Origin of the sequence: Niastella koreensis GR20-10, from assembly GCF_000246855.1 — a bacterium.
Lineage (GTDB): Bacteria > Bacteroidota > Bacteroidia > Chitinophagales > Chitinophagaceae > Niastella > Niastella koreensis.
Genome location: NC_016609.1, coordinates 6,042,622 through 6,064,243, shown reverse-complemented (window position 1 = coordinate 6,064,243; position 21,622 = coordinate 6,042,622). Strand labels below are relative to the sequence as shown.

Below are 21,622 nucleotides of genomic sequence, written 5' to 3'. Positions count from 1 at the left end.
GTTTTAATATTACTCCGTACGTAAACTTTTAACCGGGTTGGCCAGGGCTGCTTTAATAGCCTGAAAACTTACAGTGATCAGGGTAATGGCCAGCGCACCAATAGCGGACACCGCAAATACCCACCACGAGATATCTGTTCTGAAATCATATTTCTGCAGCCAGGTATGCATATAGTAAAAGGCAATGGGGATGGCTATCAGACACGAAAGCAACACCAGCAGAATGAAATCTTTGGAGAGCAATTGCCAGATGTTCAGCACCGAGGCGCCCAATACATTGCGGATCCCGATTTCCTTTACGCGTTGTTCCGCCATGAACGAGGTTAAGCCAAACAATCCAAGACAGGAGATAAACACAGCAAGGATGGCAAAGAAAGTAGACAGTTTCCCAATACGTTTTTCGTTGTCAAATTTGTTGGCAAACTGTTCATCGGCGAATTCAGCTTTAAATGGTGAGGACGGATCGTATTTTTTAAAAGTGCTTTCTATTTTCGCCAGCGCCCTGCTAACACTCCAGGTAGGGTTCATTTTCATAATGAAGATATTCTCCTGGTCGGTTGAAATATGCCAAAGCGCAGCCCGCACCGGTTTATAAGGTGATTGCACCAGCATATCTTCTACTACCCCAATAATTTGATAAGGCTTATGGTCCCAGTGAATGGTTTTGCCTATGGGGTCCTTCAAACCCATAAATGCTACGGCCGATTCGTTTAAAATAAAGGCAGCCGAATCGGAGGCAAACTCCCGGGAAAAATCGCGGCCCTGTTTAATTTTCCAGCCTATTGTTTTTCCATATTCCCAGGTAGTGGCATTGTTGGGAAAGTCAACCGCAAAGTTGGGATCTTTCCCTTCCCAATCGAAGCCGCCATTGGTATTCCATACACCCGTAGTAGGGCTGCCGGATTCTGTCATCTCCACAATGGCGCCGGAGCTTTTCAGCTCGGTACGTAATGCCTCATAATGCTTGTGCATTTCATCAGAAACGTTATGGGTAACCAATCCATCACGCACATAGCCTATGGGCCGTTTCATACCCATATTGATCTGTTTGTAAACTATAATAGTTCCAATGATCAGTACAATGGAAATGGTGAACTGGGCTACTACCAGTATTTTTCTTGGTAATGAAGCAAAACGGCCAACGCGGTAAGTTCCTTTCAGCACTTTTACCGGTTGAAAGGAAGAAAGAAACAAGGCAGGATATAAACCAGCCAGCAAACCGGTGAGTACGCTCAGGCAAATGCCTATCAGCCAGAAAATGGCATTCCCCCAGGGAATAGACATCTTTTTGTCGGCAACAGAATTAAAGAACGGCATAATAAGGCTTGCCAGTAAAATGGAGAATACAAAAGCGATCACCGCAGTTAATACCGACTCACTGAAAAACTGTACGACCAGTTGCTTTCTGTTGGAGCCGATGGTTTTTCTAACGCCTACCTCCTTGGCTCTTTTTTCGGAGCGGGCCGTGCTCAGGTTCATAAAGTTGATGCAGGCGAGGAGTAAAACAAAAATGCCGATGATGCCAAACAGCCATACAGTTTGAATGCGGCCACCGATATTGATGTCCTCCTTCCATTCGTCATACAGGTGCCATTTGCGCATGGGTTGCAGGAATACGATCGGTTTATACCGCTTATCTTCAGGGGCTGTTCTGTTGAGCTTTACATCGCGGATGCGGGCCGACAATTTTTCTATGTCTGCATTATCGGCTACCTGGGCAAAAGTTTGGGTGAAGTTACTTCCCCAGGGTGTTTCCATTTTTTTTATCCATTGGTTCTGGCTCAGGTACAATTGCCAGGGTAGAATGAGGGTCAGATCTTTAAAGCTGGTATTGTCGGGCAGGTCTTCATATACTGCTGTAACCTTTACATTCGTTTTATTATCAGCACGGATCATTTTACCAATAGGATCTTCCTTTCCAAAGAGCGCAGTAGCGGTAGATTGTGAAAGAACGATGGAGTTCATTTCTCTTAACCCTTCTTTTGACCCGGCCAGGATCTTCAGGCTCAGCATTTCAATCACCTCTGGTTCAAAGTAGCTGCCGGGTTTTAAAATTATCTTATCGCCGTAGGCAAGACCATGGTCGAAGTTCCAGGAAGACTGCAGCACATATTTAAACCCATTGCCATACACCCGCCTTATTTCCTCCGCCATTACGGCCGGGTTGGCAACCTGGGTTTCATATTTGCCATTATAAAGCTGGTGTTGCATTACCTGTACAATGCGGTCGTAGTTCTTATGATATTTATCAAAACTTACTTCATCGTACACCCAAAGCGCAATGAGGATGGTTACAGCCATACCAACAGCCAGGCCGCTGATATTGATAATGGACGAGATCTTATTCTTGAAAAGATTACGCCAGGCGGTTTTTAAATAGTTGGTGAACATAGTCTTGGTTTCGGTATTGTTTAGCGAAGTACGAAATAAGTGCCAGTTTATAACCGTATAAAAATAAGGAGGTTACAGGGGATGAAAGGCTGGTGGCGTCCGGTTTTGATACACTGTAATGTCCGGCTTCAATACAGCGGCGATCGGGGAGATGAAACATTGAAATTCCAAACGGGTAGAACCTTTACGTAATATATAACCGAAAGAAATGTAACAGGTGTTATATTGTAGAAATAGGTGCTTTGACAAATTGTTCACATTTATGCCACATAGGTCTTATTTATCTAATTTACGCGCGCTAATTAGACTTGTTTAACTATTAAAAACTCGTGCCCTCATGAAGTTCTACACACTTCGAAAGCAGCTATTGCTTTTTATGTCTATTCTTATGCTGTTACTTGCAACAGTAATTAGTGCAACCGCACAAACACCGAAGTTCAAGGTAGTAGCCTTTTACAACGGCACTTACGATGCAGCCCACATTAACTTTGTTCACGAAGCCATTCCGTGGTTTACCAACCTGGGAGCTCAGTATGGATTTTCCTTCTCGGCCACCAACAACTGGGACAATCTGAATGCAAACTTTCTGAAGGATGTTCAGGTAGTGTTCTTTTTGGATGATGCACCTTACAGTGCCGCTCAACGCGCCGCGTTCCAGACATACATGGAAAATGGCGGTGGCTGGATGGGCTTTCACGTTAGTGCCTTTACCACCGACGCCGGTGAATGGAGCTGGTATCACAACACCTTCCTGGGTACCGGAAATTTCGTAAGCAATACCTGGGAACCTACCACGGCTGTTTTGAAATGTGAAGACCGCACACAACCAAGCACCCTGCGCCTGCCCACCACTTTTACTTCAGCAGTGAGCGAGTGGTACAGTTGGAGCAACGACCTGCGCAAAAACGCCAACATTAAAGTACTTTGCTCGGTTGACCCTTCCAGTTTTCCTTTGGGTACCAGCCAGCAATGGACCAGCGGTTATTACCCCATCATCTGGACGAACAAGAATTATAAAATGGTGTATGCCAACTTCGGGCATAACGCTATGAATTATTCTACCAATGTTGGGTTGTCATCAACATTCGCCAGCCAAACCCAGGACAATTTCATCATCGACGCAATTATGTGGTTGGGTGGACAGCCTTCGGGACCTGCTCCCGCAGCACCAATTCCAGGTACTATCCAGGCAGAGAACTACACCAACATGAGTGGCGTTCAAACTGAAACTACTACCGATACAGGTGGCGGTCTGGATGTAGGTTATATCGATGCAGGCGACTACATCGATTACAAAGTGAATGTACAAACGGCCGGTAAGTATGCAGTACAATACCGCGTGGCCAGCCAAAACGGTGGCGGCAGCATTCAATTGAAAGATTCAACAGCAACCATCCTGGCAACCACTGCTGTACCAGCTACCGGTGCCTGGCAAACCTGGACAACCATTACCGATACTGTGGTACTGGCTGCCGGCACACAAACATTAAGAGTTGCTGTTCCCGTTGGCGGCTACAATCTCAACTGGATCACTTTTGCTGTAGCTACACCAAACAATCCAAATAACCCGGCGCCGATTGGTCAGGTTATTACCCTGAAAGGTAATAATGGGTTCTATGTAAGTGGTGAAAATGGCGCCAAGGCCATGACCTGTACCAGAACTGCACCACAGGCATGGGAGCAGTTTACTGTATTGGATGCCGGTAACGGAAAAGTGAACCTGCGCAGCATGGGCCAATACGTGTCATCAGAAAACGGCACCAAAGCCATCACTTGTAACCGCCCTGCGCCACAAGGTTGGGAAGCTTTTGACTGGATCGTGAATACAGATGGAAGCATTTCACTGCGTGGTAACAATGGTTTCTTCGTAAGTTCTGAAAATGGCGAAGAGGCCATGACCTGCAATCGCCCAACTGCATCAGGCTGGGAGAAATTCAATTTTGCAATTGTAAGCGGTGCAAGAGTACTCGCTGCACAAAGCATTATTGCAACACCTACGGAGAAGGAGGCATTCCCCAATCCGTTCACTACAAGTTTGCATTACACCGTGCCTGAAAAATACAGCACGCATACAGTAACGGTGTATGATTTCTCAGGTAAACAGATCCTGCACTACAACGTAAATAATCGCCTGGGTACATATACCCTCGATGGAAGCAGACTGCCAAAAGGTTTGTACATCCTCGATATTTCAAGCGGTGATTTCCACAAGAGAATGAAAGTGCAGAAGGATAAATAAATTGTAATTGTTTAAAATAAGCATGGGTCTCCCGGTTTCGGGGGACCCATTTTTTTGTCAAACGGTTACAGTTTAACCGAACATAGCCAGCAAATACAAGTGGGGAATTTTTTAAAAGCTGTCAGTGGTCCGCAAGTGGTAGTAGGCGGCAGAACGTATGGCAATCGTAAGATCAATGAGCCTTATTTATTCAGCCAGTTATTTTGGTTCGATAACAAAGGGAATATGCTGTTCAAATGGCCTGGCGCCCCATTAAATGGCAACCCTGATTTTGTAAAAGGTAATTGGGATGGAAGGAATAAGGAGCAATTGTTCTGGTATAAGTTTAAGATCAATGACCAGGGAAAAGGGGAACTATATTTTCCCGATCCGGTATATCATATGTTCGATTTTATGGGAAAGGGCGCCGAGGAAGTAATTACATTAAGCCAGGGATATCTTCGGGTATATGGCGCTAAACAGGCGCATTATTCCAATAAAGATGAAAAGAAGGATCTTTTGTATTTAAAGAACAGTGTGGTTAACCATACCCACTATTAAAATAAAGGGACCAACTTCGCAGCTGGTCCCTTTATTTTCGTTCCCTAAACAAACTATTTAAGCGCGTTCTTTAATTCAGCAGCGGCTTGCAGCATCGATGACCTGGTTGAGGGGTAATTTGGCGAGCGGGTTCAGTAAGAACCGGTTTCAAAGCTGGCGTCGGTTACCGGCCAGAACAATACCTGTTGTTTTATTTCCGGACCTTTTTTCTCTTTAGCCATCAGGGCAACTACAGTGGTCATATTGCCACCCACACTGTTACCGGCAACTGCCGGTTTTTTCCCATTCACACCTATTTCATCACCATGCAACGATACCCATTGGGTGGCCGCATAAGCCTGGTTAATAGCAACCGGGAAGTGTGCTTCGGGTGAAGGCGTATAGTCGGGGAATACAGCCACCAAGCCGCTTTCAACAACGAGGTCCCGCACAAAACGACGGTGTGTAGGATTGTCGCCCAGCACCCAGCCGCCACCATGGAAGAACATAAATACAGGAAGATCTTTTTTAGCGCCAACAGGTTTTACAATATGGATCTTTACAGAGATGCCATCCTGGGTTATTGTTTTTTCAGCTTCTTCAATGAAGGAAACCTCATTGTCGTGGATCTGTACGCAGTAGAAATCCCAGTTGTAAAAAATCATAACCCCGGAGTCTGCCACTACACTATGGATTTGAAAATGCTGGTTGCTGTTAATATAGAACAGGCTGTTTGTTGCCGTAGTAAATTAATTATAATCGATCGTGAGGGATGCGTTTTCAGCCAGGGATAAGATTTTAATGAAGCTTGTATATGTAGAGCTATTCAGCTGCGTAAGCGATGTGGAGGTGATGCATTCAAGACCAATCTTTTTATGGCTCGATTCCAGGACGCAGGGTTGCATAGGCTGGTATTACCGTAAAGGCCTTAATTTTTGGCATAGTTAGACCAAATATCTGAGATATCCTGTCCCATTTTAATGGCGGTTTAATGATCGTGGTCTGATTATTTTATTGTTACCGGGCAAACCGGATCGCGATTTTAATCATATTTGTTGCAAGCAATCATTTACGGACTATGGTACTACTAATCATTATTGTAGGGCTGGCGCTGATTTTTGATTTTACGAATGGCTTTCATGACGCCGCCAATTCGATTGCAACGATAGTCTCCACCAAAGTGCTTACCCGTTTTCAGGCCGTAATATGGGCAGCTGCATTCAATTTTATTGCTTTTTTCGTTTTCCGGGAACACAAAGTGGCTGGCACCATTGCGGGGATAGTATCATCTCATCTTATAAATTACCATCTAATTCTGGCGGCCACCATTGCGGCCATTTCCTGGAACCTGCTCACCTGGCATTATGGGATACCTTCCAGTTCTTCCCATACGCTTATTGGCGGGCTGGTAGGGGCGGCCATAGCAGCGGGCGGGTTCAGGGGCGTTAATAGCGAACCCGTGGTAAAAGCGCTCATCTTTATGGTGCTGTCGCCGGTAATAGGCATGGTGCTGGGCGCCTTTGTAACTATAATAGTCGTTCACCTTAGCAAAAACACCGGGGTGCGGAAGGCGGAACGGACCTTCAAGCGGCTGCAATTATTATCTTCAGCAGCTTTAAGCCTTTCGCATGGTGGCGGCGATTCTCAAAAAACGATGGGCCTTATTTTTACCGTCATCTGGTTTTATTCAAACCTGCATGGCAATAACATGCCGTTGGAAAAGTTCAAAATGCCCGGTTGGTTGCCGCTGGCCTGTTATACTGCCATTGCATTGGGAACTACGGCCGGTGGCTGGAAAATTGTAAAAACAATGGGTACCCGCATTACCAAAGTAACGCCGCTGGAAGGCGTGTGTGCGGAAGGAGCGGGGGCTTTAACCCTTTTTCTGACAATTCTATTAGGCATTCCTGTGAGTACAACGCATACAATTACCGGGGCCATTATCGGGGTAGGGTCTACCAAACGGTTTAGTGCCGTGCGTTGGGGCGTAACCTTCAATTTGATCTGGGCCTGGGTGCTTACCATTCCGTTGAGCGCGCTCTTTGCCATGGTGCTCTATTGGATTTTTAGTTTGCTTTTTTAACTTTGTATGTAATCTTAATGAAGCAAATACCGATTATATTCCTTGGTGCATTTCTTTTAGCTGGTTGTAATAACCCGCAAACCGGCAGTCCGATCAATAATAATATCAGCAATAGTGCTACGGTGCAGGTTAAAGACAGTAGTTCCACGGCACCCGTTAAAGACAGCGCTGTAAAGGATAATTCCCCCAAAGCTGCTGCTCCTGATCCCTTCAGGGATATAAATAACTTCGACATCAAATTGGGTGATCCTTTTATCGACAGTGTGCATGCGTTGTATGCAAAACCCGGACTAAGAGATGTGGACTACACCTTAGACGTTTGCATAGGAGACAACTGTGAGTCGTGGAAGACGATTATCAATAAGCAGGAAAATACGGCGCTTTATCTTTTTAAGGGAGATGGAGGTGAATATGGTTTTTCAAATGACCAGTTCCTTTTACATAAAGACAGCCTGGTATACGCCAGAAATTTTACCGTAAACAATACCGGTACAGAATCGAAGGTGGAAGAGATTGTTTACCATTATCAGGATAAAATACCAACTGTTACAACCCGGACTGCCATAACGAAAGATATATATCACTTCGATTTTACCTTACGGGGTGTAAAGGCAAAGGAGAACACGCACTTTGATTTTAATAAAACATACAGGGAAAAATCAACAGAATTGGCAAAGCTGTTAGCAATGAAAGATTCTCCGGATCGCGAATAGCCTGTTAGTTTTTCTGTTGGTACACGCGCACATAATCAACTTTCATTTTGGCAGGAAAGGCAGTTTTATCGATCGAAAAGCCGGGCCAGTTGCCACCAACAGCCATATTCAGGAGGATAAAGAAGTTGTTGTGGAATTCCTCCGTGTCATTCACGCCATTGGCAATATTCGCTTCATGAAAAGGAACACCATCCACCAGCCATTTAATAGTTGCCGGCGTCCACTCTATGGCATATACATGGTAATCTGTAACGTTTGTTGAGGTGGTATCGCCATTGGATGCGTGTTGACTATTCTTTTTCCAGTGAATGGTACCGTGGTTCAGGTTTTCGGTATTGATATGCTCCATGATATCAATCTCTCCGCAGGCAGGCCAGCCAACAGAACTGATATTGTCGCCCAGCATCCAGAATGCCGGCCAGATGCCCTGAAAACGCGGCATGGCTATGCGCGCTTCTACTTTGCCATATTTCCATGATTTGCGGCCCTGGGTTTTCATGCGGGTTGAGGTGTAGTTAAAACCACCCACGCTGTCAATACGGGCTGTGATGATCAGTTCTCCGTTTTCAACTGTAGCATTTTTCGATTGGTAGTACTGCAGTTCTTTATTGCCCCAGCCATTGCCGCCATTGCCTGTTTCAAATACCCAGTCGGGCCCAATGCCATTGGTGAATTCATCCTGCCATACCAGTTGCCAGGTTTGGGAGATTGCATTGAAGTGGGAGAGGAGGCATATAAAAACAAGAAGCAGGAAATGTAATTTCATAAGCAAGGTGTTCAATAGCAATTATAGGTAGAATTTATGAATAGTAATCTTAACAAGTTTCTTCGTAAACCCCTACATTTGCCGAAAGGATTGATAAGAGAGAAGAGCAAGGGCCGTCGAAAAAATCTTTCAAAATAATCGAAACTTTTTTTTGGTTGAATCTCAAAACTCCTATCTTTGCAATCCCAAAAACGATAAGCCATCCGGCGAAAACGTTGAAAAGGAAAAGGATCGGTAGTTCAGTTGGTTAGAATGCCGCCCTGTCACGGCGGAGGTCGCGGGTTCGAGTCCCGTCCGGTCCGCAAAAAAGGTTCATCAGCAATGATGGACCTTTTTGCTTTTTACCCATCTTTACTTCTAGCCGGTTGATTTTCAGGTATTCATAACAGCGGGCAGTTTTTATTCTTCCGATCTTTAATTCAGGTAGACACATTGTTGAATCGACTAAAAAATCGACTAAAATTATGTTGTTACCGATTAGAGCAATTTGTAAAGAAAAGTGGACTCGAAGAGATGGTACCGCGCCAATTTTTCTGCAGTATTGCTATAGCAGAGAAAAGCGCACACTTCTTAACACCAGTATTTTTATCCCACCTGCGTACTGGCAATCGAAGCAGCAAAAGATTACAGCAGAGCTTCCGAATCAGTTTGGTGATGCGGTAAAGCTAAATGATGAATTATTAAGATTAAAGCGTCTGGTGGAAGACCTGGTTGCTGAAGCAACCCGAAAACAGATCACCGACAAAGGAGCATTTGTAAAAAAGGCATTCACCCCGACTCTCAATTTACAATCTCTCGACGAACGGGTAACCACAGTTGCCAAGCAGGAGCTTGCCAAAAAAGAAGCGAAGCATGATATTTATTACCAGTTTGACGAGTATATCAAAACCAAGGAGCGAAAAGTAAGCAAGGCAACGCTGACCGTTTATTCAAACGTTAAAGGGCATTTGCAGGCATTTGAAAAGTATCGGCAAGAAAAGATCAGCTTCGCCAGCTTTGATTTTAATTTCTACCACGACTTTATTGACTACCTCACCTTTGAACATGTGCATATGCGCCGCCAGGAAGTATTAACTGGCTTAAAGTTGAATACCATTGGTAAAACCATTAAACACCTGCGCGGCTTTTTAAAAGACCGGGTGAAAAGAAAGATTATTGCGCCAATCGATCTTACCGATTTCAAGATACCGGAAGAAGAAAGCGATGCCATTTATTTAACCCATCAGGAAATAATAGCCATTTACCAAACTGATTTATCGGCCCATCCCCACCTGGTTGAATACCGGGATCTGTTTGTTTTAGCCTGTTTAACTGGTTTACGCTTCTCCGACTTTTCCACTTTAAAGCCAGAAGACCTGCAGCGGGATATGCTTTATAAGAAGCAGGAGAAATCAGATCACTGGGTAATTATTCCCTTACGGGAAGAAGCCAAGCACATCTTCACCCGGCAGTTTAAAGAAAAGATACCAGCACTTACCAATCCAGAATTTAACCGCCATATAAAAACCATTGGCAAGCTGGCTGGACTAAACCGCTCCATTAAATTCTCCTACAAAAAAGGAAATAAAAACATCGAGGTCGTTAAACCCAAATACGATTGGATCACTTCGCATACTGCCCGTCGATCGTTTTGTACCAATGAATTCCTGGCTGGTACACCTGTTGAGCTGATCATGAAGATCAGCGGACATAAGCGCACGAAGGATTTTTATAAGTACATCCGAATTTCACCGGAAGAGGCGGCAAATAAAATAAAGGAACTGTGGATAAAGAGGGATGGGATGCGGTTGGTACAAACCGATACTTCAATTGTTTTAAATAAGGACATTAACCATTAATCAATAAACTATGCAGAATCACCATTATACCAGTTTTGCTGGACATTAAATCAAGCATCACGAAAAGCCGATATGTGGTTGCTCGGATGGTTAATCATGAGCAATTAGATTTCAGTTGTCAAGGACGGCTTGACAACTGACTTGGTCGATCGTTGCCTGAGCTGACAGAAACTTTTTACAGTTTAAATATAGTAAAATGGAAATTATTCAAAGTATTCAAAATAGAATTTATGAAATAAGAGGCGAAAGGGTGATGCTTGACAGAGATCTGGCTGCCCTTTACGATGTAGAAACAAGAATATTTAACCAGTCTGTTAAGCGGAATGGAAAGCGTTTCCCTGCCGATTTTATGTTTCAACTAACAAGAGACGAGTGGGAAAGTATAAGATTGCAGATGGAGAGTTCACAGAAAAGTATGTCATCACAATTTGTGATGACATACCCAAGTAGGCGCCCCAATAGTGCGTTGCCCTATGCTTTTACTGAACAGGGCGTTGCTATGCTCAGCGGTATACTAAATAGTGATCGGGCAATAAACATGAACATTGCTATCATGAGAGCTTTTATTCAAATAAGGCGGGTTGTTTATAAGGAAAACGACCTGGTAGAACAATTAAAACAAATTAAAGAGCGCTTAGGCGAACATGATGTCCAACTCAACCAAATTTATGATGCCCTGGAAAACTTGCTGGATGAGAAAGCGGAACAAAGGAAATGGGAAGATAGGGATAGAATAGGATTTAAAAGGTAGAGTTGTGCCATTGTGATAACGGCCCAATTGATAATGAGCTACAATTTGGCTGTCGTTGACGGCGAATTATAAAAGGCAGGTAATGAGCATAATATAATTGGCCAGTCTCCAACTGGCCAATTATATTGCAGTTTTGTTCAGTCTATTTTTAATTATGAATTTTGATTATGAAGAACATCAAGAAAGGGAAGCAAAAAAGTATAGCTAAAAAAGTAGATACTAAGGCTGCAAATAACTATGCTAATGATCCCTATTTCGTTAAGAAAAGAGATATGGCATCGGAGTTTCTAAAGAAAGCAGGTTTGCCAGAGTCATTTAAACGCTTGTAAGAACCACTGAAGTTTCCACCTGACGTTCCGGGATGTTCCAATACCGGCGCAATAATGAATTCTTATCTTGCTCGGTGACTAGACGAAACCCATGTTTTTCATAAAACGCGATTGCCCACTTTGCATCCGCCCAAGTCCCAATCAAAATCCGTGTATTCGCGATACTACGCAAATGAGCTAATAGCTTGCCTCCAATCCCATTGTTTCTTTTTGCTGTTCTGACATAAGCATGGCGTATCAATGTTACATCCTCTTTGAACTGGATGCCCATCACGCCTTCAATTATTTCCTCAGTTTTATAGCACCAGAATTGCACGCCTTCCCCGATTTGTGTTTGAAGTTCTGTGATCGACATATAGGGTTCATGCCAGCGGTCAGCCGGAATAATGCCTTTGTAGGCGCTGGCGCCGTCATTGATAATATCGTAGATAGTTGAAAAGTCGCCGGTATTGCATGGAACGATCATATAATTGTGGTATTAAAGCATTTTAAAACTCCATATTAAGGAGGGCAGTTTTCTTGGCTTGCTGTTGGAGATTTGTGATTAACAGTAATTCACTTGTCAATAATAAAATTCCAACAATCCAAAACGTTAACGTCATTTCGCCATATAAGTCTGAAAATTTAAAACCGTTGCCATAGTCTAAATATCGTCTTGGCATTGGATTAAAAAAATTATTTATTACTTCTGGCAGGATAAAGGCAGTGATAAATGTTATAAATATGTGTAGCAAGGTCAGATTCCGTGAAGTTGGTTTCTTTCTAACAATCCAGTATGATAACCATATCAACAAAATAAGTATGGATATACTGATATAATAATTGAAAATTTTGTCATCCCAAGTACCTTTATTTTCGGAATGTATAGTAAGTACAGATTTGCCGGCTAATAAATAAAATGCGGCGAAATTAAGAATAGCTAAAACTAAAAACAGATGATAAAGCTTTGAGTTTTTCGTGGTCATTATTACAAGACTTTAAATATCTAGTAGCAAATTACTCAGATTGCCAAAAATGCTTACTGTCAACATTCATGATCGTTAATTTTCCGCCTTTGGAGGCTCCGGTATCAATATTATAAATATTAGCAGCCTTTAATGGCTTGTCTATTCCCCATAGCATTGTGTTAGTATGCCCAATAAATATATTATTGAATTTTGTAACTATCCCCAAATGGTTCAATCTCGCTGTTTTGATTTGCTTTTGTTTGCCAATTCATTGCAGATTGCCATAGGATTCTATCCCAGTAAAAAATTGTGGCAGGTTGCTCATGAAAAGGCTGAAAAGGATTAAAACCAGCATGGACAAAACAGTTGTTGTTTTTGACAATATGATTGAGTCTTTGGCTTTCAAAAAATTGTCTGTGTGCTATTGGAATGTCCTCAGGATTGAATGATGTTTTGTATCCCTGACGTGTTTTTCTGGTAACCGGAACTTTTCCCGCCTTTGTTGCATACGAATTAATAGTACTAACGCCCCCATAAGCCCAGGCTGCCGGATGGAACCCTGTCTTGATAAAATCCAGGAACCAATCATCGTGATTGCCTTTTAGTGTTACAAGATTTTTTATATTTAAAAGCTCTTCCACACAATCAAAAACTTCGTCTCCGCCATCAACTACATCACCTAACTGGATAAGCGTATCCTGATTATAATCAAAATTGCATCTGGCCAGGCACTGTTTAAGAGATTGATATTGTCCATGTAGATCTCCGATGACATAGGTACTCATAGTATATCAGCTTATTCAACTTTTGTTTCTAACAGTTCATCAATAAGAGTCTGTTCCTCTTTAGTAGGGGATTCCATTTTATAATTCTTTACCTTATGGAGCGTCATTAAGTCTAGCATATCTACAGTACTTTTGTAAGAACATTTTTCGCCAGGCTTGAGTACAACAAGAAAGCCAGAACGTGATTTCTTTATTCTCAGGTATAATCCCAGTTCTTCATAGGAGTATTTTCTTCCATTTTTCATTACAGCTCCATTATAGGCGTATGCTTCCTGCTCATTAAGAATAAGAACTACCAGTGTTTTGTCTGTTGGAACAACAATATGCTCATTTTCTTCCTTTGGTAAAAAAAGGTTCAATGGCTTTTCATGTTCTTTCAGCCAGGGAATTATCGATGTAGTATTAAAGAATTTCTGTTCTTTTTCGTCAAGCGTGTCTATTTTTCTGTTCTCAAAATTATTTATTTTAAATAGTGTATCCAGTTGTTCCCAATTTCCAAGGACTGAGGCTCCATCTCCAGGCTTTAACACAATCAGACCCGGTTTTCGGTCTCTTGCATTAGTTAAAATCGTATCCATGAATTGTGAGTCGGTTATTTTTCCATATCTCAAATCCGTCAATTCAATACTATTCCCATAATAACAGGCGATAGAATCGTAGCCGTAAAGAACTATATTCAGTTTAGATGTATCTTTTTTGTCCGTTTTGCAACCTGCAACCTGCAACCAATACGGGTAGCATAAATATTAATACCCAATTTTTCATCTATTTCTTTACTTATCATTTATTAAAGTATTTATCAATTTCCGGCCTATGGTAATCGACTATCCAATTATTTCTATTAATATAAATGTCGCGGATTTTATCTGCACTATTACTCCATACATAGCAGCCCCTGTCGTCATACATATGAAATCCTTTGTCGGTTAGTGGGTCAAAAAAGTATATACTTTGGTCAATGCCGGAATCAATTCCCATTTCAGTATTTCCAATTCCATTTAGTATATTCCTGATATTGATATCTTTGACAGGCAATTTTCCGATAATTATTCTTGCTTCATATTTTTCCATGGCCTCATTCCCATTTTCATCTTTTATGATCATGCAGCTGTTTACGGATTCTAACTGATTATAAAATCCATTAAATAGATGACTGGGAAATTGTTTATATAAATATTTCCTGTCTACTTCGAAGATGTTTGAATCCTGGTATTAAATAATAATTTTTTAAATGAATACTTGTCGAGCTTGGATTTTGATCCTAGTCACATAGCATTTAAATTCAAACAGGCAATAAATTTTATCCGCTTCGGACATATTGATCATGATGCTAAGATTTTAGATTTAGATAGCTTTGGTAAAACGGTTTATGACTTGATGTCTGAAAAGAATAAACGGAATATCAAAGAGTTAATTGAATTGCTGCCGCCTCCAATATTCTCTACGCAAATTCAAATGACTAATATTGATACTGGTGCAGCTGTTACTTTGGGTGAATTAAGCTCTGGTGAGAAACAGTGGAACTATTGCATAAGTACAGTTTTGTATCATTTAAATAATTTGGATTCTATTAGAAGGAGTAATCATGGTTTGAATTATTATAATCGTGTATTGATTATACTTGAGGAAATTGAATTGTATTTCCATCCAGAGATGCAGAAGAGATTTGTTCAACATATTATTGAGTCAATTCGTCAACTAAAATTGCATAATATTGAACATATTCAAATAATAATGGTAACGCATTCTCCATTTGTTCTTTCAGATATTCCAAGTAAGAATATATTATTTTTAAATAAAGGGGGGCCAATACCAGCCGATGATATTGGCTTGACTTTCGGAGGTAATATCCATGAACTACTAGCTAAAGGTTTTTTTCTTAATGACGGGCTTGTGGGCGAATATTCTCAATACAAAATAAATACAATTATAGAGAGATTACAGAAAGAATCAGATCCGGTTCAGACGGAGGAGTATACTGAGTTGTTAAAAACAATTTCTCTCATAGGTGAAGATTTTCTTCGAGAAAAATTAATTGAAATGTTAAATAGAAAGACTATACCTATAACTCGTAAAGAGGAGATTAAGCTTCTGGAAGATAGGTTGAAAATGTTAAAACGGGAACAAAACAATGATTAAGTTAAAATTGAATCCTAAAGCGGTAGAACAACATTTCATATCTGTAAAGGAAAGAATTAAAAGTCGTGCTGAGAGGATTCTAGATAATGGAGTTGTCGAAAATGGTGTGAGAATAATGCCCAGTGACGAATTGAATCTTTTTTTAGATAGTATGTTGGTTGATACTAATATTAAACAGCTGGTTAATGTTAAGGCTGAAGATATGCCAGGTATAATTCAGCTTTATGAAAGGGTATATATTAGTGCTGATCATAGGGCTAATGATATGGCTATTCTGTACAATCTTTTTGTAATTAGTTTGTATGATTCTTTTGCATATTTCAATAAGCTTGATTTTATCAAACGGATTAAATTAGATACATGTGCTTATTGTAACCGTAATTATATATATTATCTTTCAGGTCAGGATGCAGCTCCAATAAAACCCGAAATCGATCATTTCTACCCTAAGGGTAAGTATCCATATTTAGCTATTTCATTCTATAATCTAATACCAAGTTGTTCCACTTGTAATGGTATAGAGGCAAAAGGGCAATTAGATCCTATCGAGGAGGGGCTAATAAATCCGTATCTGTTTAGTGAAATTAGCTCCTTTATGTTTTCGTATGATGCAGCTAATGTGAGTATATTAAGTCCATTAACGAATAAATTTGGTGTGAAAGTCTTTTTTAAATCAATGCTGCATGATCATAATAGAGTGTTTAAATTGGAAAAATTATATCAACAGCATGGTGATCATGTATTAGAACTAATAATTAAGAGCAAAGGCCGTTATACAAAAGCTTATAGAAAATATTTAAAATCTTACAGTGGATTAAAGATTGACGATTTTGAGATTGATCGATTAATACTTGGAAATTACTCTCGTGCAGATGATGTTCATAAGCGGCCGCTTGCGAAGCTTTATCAGGATATCGGAAGAGAGCTTGGAATAATAAATTAATTTTTTGTAGATGTGAATAGGAGAGGCATATTATTTATGAATAATCTCATTTACTGACAAATTCAAAAAAAATACAAAGTATCTTTAATTGTGTATCTATACTGCAATCCGTTGTGTATGCAAGTAATAACGGTACTGCAGCCATTCATGCCTAAAGTTAAATTCTGGAATTAGATGATTTATAATGGGTGAGATGAACTTACAATTATTGTAAAAAAAATGTTTCCAGCTGTTAGCTTCAAGATTTAACTGATCGCAATTCAACAAGTAAGGGGGTTCAATAAATTGAAATGGCGAATATTCGATTTTTTCAGCCTTGGAGGTTGTAGGAACCAAAGAGATGCCAAGGAGGGTATTGGAAGCTGCAAATCTTTTATAGCACTTTACAGGTCGAGGGCTATGGCCATATGTAAAAAAATGTCGTCCTCCTTGAGTTGAGCTATATATTTTGAACAATTGGAATGTGTTGTTAAACCCTTTATCGAGCATAAAATGTAAATGTGGTAATTGGTTCATTTCTTCTTGGAACCTTGATAGCCAATCCGGATGATTTACAAATATCTGTATAAACTCTAAACCTGCATCTAGCATATTAACAACTGACCAGTAAAGCAATGTATGACCGTGGTATTTTAAACCTGCTTTAGGATACCCCAGTGATAATCGACTGCCCGAACCACCTGCTGCAATAAATGATTTTATTTCACTCATGTTAATAGATTATTGCTTTCTTCAAACAATGTCAAAAATTCCTGTCTAACAACATGGTAATAATTATGCAGGGATTCCCCTACATTTTGAAAGACAAAACAGGGACCAGAGCTTCCTGAATAGCTCATCGAATAAAAACTTAGATAACACTTATCATCAATGATAAAGTAAGACCATTTCGGTATACGTGACGAAGCGCGTAAATCATAATATTTTGAAGCTATAAATTCTCCATAATGAAGTTGAAGTTCTCGAAAATAGTTTTTGCCTTGTTCTATAGTGTTATTAATTGACTCGATTAAATTCTTAGGGTCTTTATACAATGGCTCGTTAGCTCTTAATTGGGCCGCAGTCGATTGTGGATTTACCACCAAAACTTTTACTTTAATTCCTTTGCCTATTGCTTCTTTGAGCGCTGTTTTATTTTCTATCTTTAAGAATAGGGGCCGGTTCGAATAACCGCCAAACGAAATTTCTTCTTTAGCATTCTTAATCAAGGTTGGAAAATCGAGCATGTTTTTTGTCGAAAGCATGGCTACTAATCCTGAAGGGCTTGCAATCTCCGCATTAGTCATAGCTGCATATTCAGTTGGAGACTTGCTTAGTGCTGTAAGTGGTATATTAAGATCTTTTAACGAAACAGTGGGTGAATCGTTAAACCATCCAATTTCATCTAATTGTACATCTAATGCTAGACAGTCAAGGCTAAGGCTGATTATCTCAGAGGTATTCTCGAACACTTTAGTAAGCTCTTTTCCTTTGTTCCGGATGTCGGTAAGTTGCTTACTGCGATATTTTGCAATGATGTCAAGCATGTTGGCATCCTTCTTCGAGGTTGGTAGTTGACAGTTCATTGAAAACCAGGGAATACCTGAATGACTGTAAAGCTGGTGGCCTGATACAGTGAACCCCATTTCTTCAAGACATTGTTTCAATAGTTCGAAACTCCATGCCGCATTGCCTCGTTCTTGTTTTGGTAAGCGGGCCATATCCTGGATGTAAATATTTGTGTGTACTGGCAGGTATTTTATTAGGCGGTCAAATAGTTCTGCTGTCTCTTTGATGGTCATTTCATGCAAAACGTTGCGGATAACTATCTCGGTAATTTCTTTGCTATTGTTTATTAGTTTATTGTTATAAAACATTTCTAATGTACACTTCTCTGAACGATTATGTATTTCTAACGGTAAAGCAAGCCGAGACAATGGTTCCGGTAAGTCAACTGCCCATAAAAAGGGAAGCGAATCTGGAGCGTCATTATAAATGCTTTCAAGCAAATTTGGCAGTACACCATTCCCACATCCAAAATCTACTAATACGCGTTTTTCGCTTACTGTATTATTGGTTTTTAAACCTAATAAAAAAGATGTAAGGGCTGCTAGTTGTGGGTCGCCATTTTTTCCTTCGCGATCTTGTGGTGGTTCCGGCCGACCAAGTGCTTCAACGATATCGGCAGATTTTTGCGTATCGTTTTTGGGAGAACGGTTTTTGGGCATATGGCATTTGTGCGTTAGTACTTATAAAGGTAGCTTAATTAACCCACAACTTATTTAATTACCTTTTCGCTATTCACCAAAGGTTCTTTCATCAATATGTTCAAAATCTTAAATGCGTTACGTGTACACTTTTTCTGTGCCACGTCTTACCCAATTGCAAACGAGATAAGCAATGGGGCATAAAAATTTGCAAAATAAATTTCTAACTTTGCCCCTTAACGTCTACCTGAACCAACCCAGGTAAGAATAAGCTTCTCCAGCTCATTGAATCGACCAAAAAATCGACCGAAAAATTAAATAGCTGATTTTCCTGAAGATATAACGGCCGCACATATCCCGTCCGGTCCGCAAAAGAGGTTCATCAGCTATGGTGGACCTTTTTGCTTTTTACCCATCTTTACTTTTAGGCGGTTGATTTTCAGATATTCATAACAGCGCGGCGATTTGCAGAACAAAGAGAGTTCGAAAAGATGGAACTGCGCCGATTTTTTTACAGTACTGTTTTAGTGCAACAAATCGTACACTATTAAACACCGGCATTTACATCCCACTGCAGTACTGGCATCCCAAACAATTACGTGTATCACCGCAGCTACCAGCTGAATATGGTAGCCCGGTAAAATTGAATGATGAATTACTTCGTCAAAAGCGATTGGTGGAAGACCTGGTTGTAGAAGCAGCCAGAAAACAGATAGCCGATAAAGGAGCTTTTGTAAAAAAGGCTTTTACCCCCACTCTCGATTTACAATCTCTGGATGAACGAATAACTACGGTTGCCAAACAGGAAACGGCAAAGAAAGAAGCGAAGCATGATATCTATTACCAGTTTGATGAGTATATCAAAACCAAGGAGAGAAAAAGTAAGCAAGGCTACGCTGACTGTTTATTCAAACGTTAAGGGGCATTTGCAGGCATTTGAAAAGTATAGGCAGGAAAAGATCACCTTCGCCAGTTTTGATTTTAATTTCTATCACGACTTTATTGACTACCTCACTTTTGAGCACGTGCATATGCGCCGCCGGGAGGCATTAACGGGCTTAAAGCTGAACACCATTGGTAAAACCATCAAACACCTGCGCGGCTTTTTAAAAGACCGGGTGAAAAGAAAGATCATTGCACCCATCGACCTCACGGATTTCAAAATACCCGAAGAAGAAAGCGATGCCATCTATTTAACCCATCAGGAAATAATAGCCATTTACCAGGCTAATCTTTCTGATCATCCTCACCTGATCGAATACCGAGACCTGTTTGTCCTGGCCTGCTTGACTGGCTTGCGCTTCTCCGACTTCTCCACTTTAAAGCCTGAAGATCTGCAACGGGATATGCTGTATAAAAAGCAGGAGAAATCAGATCACTGGGTTATTATCCCTTTGCGCGTGGAAGCAAATCACATTTTCACTCGTCAATTCCGCGAGCGCATACCCGCACTCACCAATCCAGAATTTAACCGGCACATTAAAACCATTGGCAAACTAGCTGGACTGAACCGCTCCATTAAATTCTCCTACAAAAAAGGAAACAAAAGTATTGAGGTCGTTAAACCAAAATACGACTGGATCACTTCGCATACTGCCCGCCGCTCCTTTTGCACCAATGAATTCCTTGCCGGCACACCCGTTGAGTTGATCATAAAGATTAGTGGGCATAAACGAACAAAGGATTTTTATAAGTATATCCGCATTTCATCGGAAGAGGCGGCTAATAAAATTAAGGAGTTGTGGATAAAGAGGGATGGGATGCGGTTGATTAATGGTTGATTTGAACTGGGAGTAAATTGCATTATTCATACTCCATATGAAAAATTATGGGTTGCCTTTTATAATCAATGACATTACACCCATTAAGGGAAGTTGGAGTCCATTTCGGCGACTTTTTAATAACCTTAACTGCACTTTCCTTTAGTTCATTCGGTCCGCTAATGGCTTCTATATCACAAAGGGTACCGTCGGTACAAACTTTGAATTGTACGATTACAGTTCCCTGAATGTTTTGATCTATTGCAATTTCAGGGTAAACAAGGTTTCGTTTCAGAAACTTAAGCCAGGCAACATTTCCACCTGGAAATTCAGCGGGAATGGGAAACTCACAAATAAATGCATCATTATTTTCGTTTTCAGTAACTGTATCACCCTTGATTTCGACGGGTGAAGTCCGTTTCTCTGAATCAAATTTCCCGCAACTTGAAAATATCATCAACGTTAAGATGATGGATATAAGTTGTTTCATAGTATGATAAAGTGTAGGGATTATTTCTTGTTTTACTATATGGATGCGCAATTAAAGGCATTCCATAAAAAAATAGTAAGATTAAAGAGTTGTGGATAAAGAGAGATGGATGTGGTTAGTACAGGAAGGTGAGGAAGTTGTTTCTAATAAAGATTAATAATAGTGCTTTTAATTTGGCAGTTAACGACTGCCAAATTAAAAAGTACTGATACACAGCTAAACATAATTGGGTTCTGAAGAAAGTGGGGGTGCCTGAATCTTTTAAAAAGTCTCAAAATAAATAGATAACTGTTTTGTATTAAAAAGGCCGGGTTACCTGGCTTTTTGTTATTTTCGATTGTTGTACAACAGTAATTTAAAATCGGTTACTCTCGAAATTTAAATATGACAGACCTGATAATCCAATTTTTCAAGTCGTATTTGAAGATTTTTCGCCCTAAAGCAGTATTTACAATAGATACGCCTAAAGAAATGATGCAATCGAGCGTTGATATAGATGGCTGGTTCGAATGGCAATTAATAGATGGAAGGATAAGTGAAAGTGAATATCTAAAACTGGCGCAACAGATTAATGTTATATTTCCTAAAAACTTTATTGAGTGGCATAAAGCATTTTTATTTTTAGATGGTGATTGCCCCATTTTGAGGTTTCCGCATTCAAACCCATTGCAACCACTGAAGGAAATAAAAGATAATCTTGACTGGTTTATTCCTCAACACATTTAAATTCCTATCAGCAGTCA

At 40.5% G+C, this 21,622-nt stretch carries 23 protein-coding genes and 1 tRNA gene; 13 read left to right on the top strand and 11 right to left on the bottom strand.

The features are described from left to right. Positions 1 to 9 precede the first annotated feature (9 nt). Positions 10 to 2,391 carry an ABC transporter permease gene (locus NIAKO_RS24055; RefSeq protein WP_014221060.1) on the bottom strand — a complete coding sequence of 794 codons (2,382 nt, stop codon included), beginning with the start codon at positions 2,389 to 2,391 and terminating at the stop codon, positions 10 to 12. Positions 2,392 to 2,728: 337 nt separating this feature from the next. Between NIAKO_RS24055 and NIAKO_RS37130 the strand changes: the two genes are divergently transcribed. Continuing rightward, positions 2,729 to 4,630, top strand: a complete 1,902-nt coding sequence (locus NIAKO_RS37130; RefSeq protein WP_014221059.1) for a ThuA domain-containing protein — start codon at positions 2,729 to 2,731, stop codon at positions 4,628 to 4,630. Between the two features lie 99 nt (positions 4,631 to 4,729). Next, on the top strand, positions 4,730 to 5,170 hold the full coding sequence (locus tag NIAKO_RS24045) for a hypothetical protein (RefSeq protein WP_014221058.1): 441 nt from the start codon (positions 4,730 to 4,732) through the stop codon (positions 5,168 to 5,170). Between the two features lie 131 nt (positions 5,171 to 5,301). Here the strand turns inward: NIAKO_RS24045 and NIAKO_RS24040 are convergent, their stop codons facing one another. Beyond that, positions 5,302 to 5,814, bottom strand: a complete 513-nt coding sequence (locus NIAKO_RS24040; protein ID WP_081195932.1) for an alpha/beta hydrolase — start codon at positions 5,812 to 5,814, stop codon at positions 5,302 to 5,304. A gap of 413 nt (positions 5,815 to 6,227) precedes the next feature. On the opposite strand from NIAKO_RS24040, the gene NIAKO_RS24035 reads away from it, so the two are divergent. Further along, positions 6,228 to 7,232, top strand: coding sequence for an inorganic phosphate transporter (locus tag NIAKO_RS24035; RefSeq protein WP_014221055.1), 1,005 nt, complete (start codon positions 6,228 to 6,230; stop codon positions 7,230 to 7,232). A gap of 17 nt (positions 7,233 to 7,249) precedes the next feature. Then, positions 7,250 to 7,945: a hypothetical protein gene (locus NIAKO_RS24030; RefSeq protein WP_014221054.1), complete on the top strand. Its 696-nt coding sequence runs from the start codon at positions 7,250 to 7,252 to the stop codon at positions 7,943 to 7,945. A gap of 4 nt (positions 7,946 to 7,949) precedes the next feature. Here NIAKO_RS24030 and NIAKO_RS24025 read toward each other — a convergent pair whose 3' ends face one another. Beyond that, on the bottom strand, positions 7,950 to 8,711 hold the full coding sequence (locus NIAKO_RS24025) for a glycoside hydrolase family 16 protein (protein WP_041347230.1): 762 nt from the start codon (positions 8,709 to 8,711) through the stop codon (positions 7,950 to 7,952). A 228-nt stretch (positions 8,712 to 8,939) separates the two neighbouring features. Here NIAKO_RS24025 and NIAKO_RS24015 point away from each other — a divergent pair. The 4 genes from NIAKO_RS24015 (at position 8,940) to NIAKO_RS38980 (ending at position 11,629) form a co-directional block, all read left to right on the top strand. Next, positions 8,940 to 9,013: transfer RNA gene (locus NIAKO_RS24015), tRNA-Asp, on the top strand. Positions 9,014 to 9,175: 162 nt separating this feature from the next. Then, a complete protein-coding gene (locus NIAKO_RS24010) occupies positions 9,176 to 10,549 on the top strand; it encodes a site-specific integrase (protein ID WP_014221052.1) in 1,374 nt (457 codons plus the stop codon). A 196-nt stretch (positions 10,550 to 10,745) separates the two neighbouring features. After that, on the top strand, positions 10,746 to 11,300 hold the full coding sequence (locus tag NIAKO_RS24005) for an ORF6N domain-containing protein (protein WP_014221051.1): 555 nt from the start codon (positions 10,746 to 10,748) through the stop codon (positions 11,298 to 11,300). Positions 11,301 to 11,467: 167 nt separating this feature from the next. After that, positions 11,468 to 11,629 (top strand): hypothetical protein, encoded by a 162-nt coding sequence (locus tag NIAKO_RS38980; protein WP_014221050.1) that lies wholly within the window; start codon positions 11,468 to 11,470, stop codon positions 11,627 to 11,629. Here the strand turns inward: NIAKO_RS38980 and NIAKO_RS24000 are convergent. The 5 genes from NIAKO_RS24000 to NIAKO_RS23980 form a co-directional block, all read right to left on the bottom strand. Further along, positions 11,616 to 12,095 carry a GNAT family N-acetyltransferase gene (locus NIAKO_RS24000; protein WP_014221049.1) on the bottom strand — a complete coding sequence of 160 codons (480 nt, stop codon included), beginning with the start codon at positions 12,093 to 12,095 and terminating at the stop codon, positions 11,616 to 11,618. The two genes, NIAKO_RS38980 and NIAKO_RS24000, sit on opposite strands and share 14 nt — an antisense overlap. A 22-nt stretch (positions 12,096 to 12,117) precedes the next feature. Continuing rightward, positions 12,118 to 12,594 carry a hypothetical protein gene (locus NIAKO_RS23995; protein ID WP_014217383.1) on the bottom strand — a complete coding sequence of 159 codons (477 nt, stop codon included), beginning with the start codon at positions 12,592 to 12,594 and terminating at the stop codon, positions 12,118 to 12,120. 182 nt (positions 12,595 to 12,776) lie between these two features. Further along, positions 12,777 to 13,361 (bottom strand): metallophosphoesterase, encoded by a 585-nt coding sequence (locus NIAKO_RS23990; protein WP_049815601.1) that lies wholly within the window; start codon positions 13,359 to 13,361, stop codon positions 12,777 to 12,779. Positions 13,362 to 13,372: 11 nt separating this feature from the next. Next, positions 13,373 to 13,939: a hypothetical protein gene (locus tag NIAKO_RS23985; protein WP_014221048.1), complete on the bottom strand. Its 567-nt coding sequence runs from the start codon at positions 13,937 to 13,939 to the stop codon at positions 13,373 to 13,375. Positions 13,940 to 14,141: 202 nt separating this feature from the next. Beyond that, positions 14,142 to 14,558, bottom strand: coding sequence for a DUF3885 domain-containing protein (locus tag NIAKO_RS23980; RefSeq protein WP_425311432.1), 417 nt, complete (start codon positions 14,556 to 14,558; stop codon positions 14,142 to 14,144). 6 nt (positions 14,559 to 14,564) lie between these two features. On the opposite strand from NIAKO_RS23980, the gene NIAKO_RS23975 reads away from it, so the two are divergent. Beyond that, the gene (locus NIAKO_RS23975; RefSeq protein WP_081196011.1) at positions 14,565 to 15,500 is read left to right on the top strand and encodes an AAA family ATPase; all 936 of its coding nucleotides are present in this window, start codon (positions 14,565 to 14,567) and stop codon (positions 15,498 to 15,500) included. Then, the gene (locus NIAKO_RS23970) at positions 15,493 to 16,443 is read left to right on the top strand and encodes an HNH endonuclease family protein (RefSeq protein WP_014221045.1); all 951 of its coding nucleotides are present in this window, start codon (positions 15,493 to 15,495) and stop codon (positions 16,441 to 16,443) included. Before NIAKO_RS23975 ends, NIAKO_RS23970 begins: the two co-directional genes overlap by 8 nt. Positions 16,444 to 16,539: 96 nt before the next feature. Here the strand turns inward: NIAKO_RS23970 and NIAKO_RS23965 are convergent, their stop codons facing one another. Beyond that, on the bottom strand, positions 16,540 to 17,154 hold the full coding sequence (locus NIAKO_RS23965; protein WP_014221044.1) for a glycosyltransferase family protein: 615 nt from the start codon (positions 17,152 to 17,154) through the stop codon (positions 16,540 to 16,542). Then, positions 17,151 to 18,650 (bottom strand): class I SAM-dependent methyltransferase, encoded by a 1,500-nt coding sequence (locus tag NIAKO_RS23960; protein WP_014221043.1) that lies wholly within the window; start codon positions 18,648 to 18,650, stop codon positions 17,151 to 17,153. Before NIAKO_RS23960 ends, NIAKO_RS23965 begins: the two co-directional genes overlap by 4 nt. Positions 18,651 to 19,272: 622 nt before the next feature. Between NIAKO_RS23960 and NIAKO_RS39825 the strand changes: the two genes are divergently transcribed. Together NIAKO_RS39825 and NIAKO_RS23955 are read left to right on the top strand one after the other, a co-directional pair. Next, positions 19,273 to 19,548, top strand: a complete 276-nt coding sequence (locus NIAKO_RS39825; RefSeq protein ID WP_394365515.1) for a hypothetical protein — start codon at positions 19,273 to 19,275, stop codon at positions 19,546 to 19,548. Next, on the top strand, positions 19,481 to 20,410 hold the full coding sequence (locus NIAKO_RS23955; RefSeq protein ID WP_242675526.1) for a site-specific integrase: 930 nt from the start codon (positions 19,481 to 19,483) through the stop codon (positions 20,408 to 20,410). Before NIAKO_RS39825 ends, NIAKO_RS23955 begins: the two co-directional genes overlap by 68 nt. Positions 20,411 to 20,432: 22 nt before the next feature. Here the strand turns inward: NIAKO_RS23955 and NIAKO_RS23950 are convergent, their stop codons facing one another. Then, positions 20,433 to 20,879 carry an energy transducer TonB gene (locus NIAKO_RS23950; protein ID WP_049815598.1) on the bottom strand — a complete coding sequence of 149 codons (447 nt, stop codon included), beginning with the start codon at positions 20,877 to 20,879 and terminating at the stop codon, positions 20,433 to 20,435. A 384-nt stretch (positions 20,880 to 21,263) separates the two neighbouring features. Between NIAKO_RS23950 and NIAKO_RS23945 the strand changes: the two genes are divergently transcribed. Then, positions 21,264 to 21,605, top strand: a complete 342-nt coding sequence (locus NIAKO_RS23945) for a hypothetical protein (RefSeq protein ID WP_014221040.1) — start codon at positions 21,264 to 21,266, stop codon at positions 21,603 to 21,605. Positions 21,606 to 21,622 lie beyond the last annotated feature (17 nt).